The sequence below is a fragment of the Aeromonas sp. HMWF015 genome, from assembly GCF_963878965.1.
GTDB classification, from domain to species: Bacteria; Pseudomonadota; Gammaproteobacteria; order Enterobacterales; family Aeromonadaceae; genus Aeromonas; species Aeromonas veronii.
In genome coordinates this window covers 1-1,247 of record NZ_CAWNZT010000066.1, presented here as the reverse complement: position 1 = coordinate 1,247, position 1,247 = coordinate 1, and the positions used below count along the sequence as shown (strand labels likewise).

At 56.0% G+C, this 1,247-nt stretch carries 1 pseudogene; it reads left to right on the top strand.

The features are described from left to right. Positions 1-347: 347 nt before the first annotated feature. A pseudogene (gene pgi, locus AACS18_RS02935) lies at positions 348-1,247 on the top strand (glucose-6-phosphate isomerase); the annotation flags it as partial.

The following is a 1,247-nucleotide window of genomic DNA, read 5'->3' as shown; positions in this document are numbered from 1 at the left end:
TCGCGGTTCTGCTGCAACAGACAATGCCAGCCTTCGGGCTGGCATTGTCGTTTCTGGCCCTAGACCATGGCAATGTCGATGCATAACCACGCCAACCGGATGAAAACAATTTCAAGCTATCGGGGTGGCCCCAATCATGAGCAAGCGCAAGATCCGCCTTGCTTTCGTGACACATAATCCCAATGTTCTGGTTGTATGCTCCCGACAATGACCCATTGCGGTAAAAGACAATCGGTAAAAATCTGTTACACGGGCCGCCCGATCGGCTCGCTATAATGCTCGGATAATAAGGTTTGGCGGGACCTTGCCTGCAAGGTTCAAACACAACTTGGCATTTCAGGAATCCTATGAAAAATATCAATCCAACCCAAACCCAGGCCTGGCAGGCACTGGAAGCCCACTTTGCAGCAAACAAAGAGACCCGACTCAAGGATCTGTTCGCGCAGGACCCGAAGCGCTTTGACAAGTTTTCCCTCACCTTCGGCGGCGACATCCTGGTTGATTACTCGAAGAACCTGATCACCGAAGAAACCCTCAAGTTGCTGGTTGATCTGGCCAAAGAGACCGATCTTCGCAGCGCGATCGATGCCATGTTCAATGGCGACAAGATCAACATGACCGAAGGCCGCTCCGTACTGCACGTGGCCCTGCGCAACCGCTCCGACCGCCCCATCGAGTGCGATGGCAAGGACGTGATGCCGGAAGTGAACGCCGTACTGGCCAAGATGAAGGGCTTCTGCGAGAAGATCATCTCCAGCGAGTGGAAAGGCTACACCGGCAAAGCGATCCAGCACGTGGTCAACATCGGTATCGGTGGCTCAGATCTGGGCCCGGTGATGATCACCGAGGCACTGCGTCCCTACAAAAACCACCTGCAGATGCACTTCGTCTCCAACGTCGATGGCACCCACATCGCCGAGACCCTGAAGAAGATCGATCCGGAAACCACCCTGTTCCTGGTGGCCTCCAAGACCTTCACTACCCAGGAGACCATGACCAACGCCCTGACCGCCCGCGACTGGTTCATCAACATCGCCGGTGACAAGGCCCACGTTGCCAAGCACTTCGCAGCCCTCTCCACCAACGGCAAGGCCGTGGCCGAGTTCGGCATCGACACCAACAACATGTTCGAGTTCTGGGACTGGGTTGGCGGCCGCTACTCCTCCTGGTCTGCCATCGGCATGCCCATCGCCCTGTCTGTCGGTTTCGAGAACTTCGAAGCCCTGCTACAAGGCGCTTTCGAGATG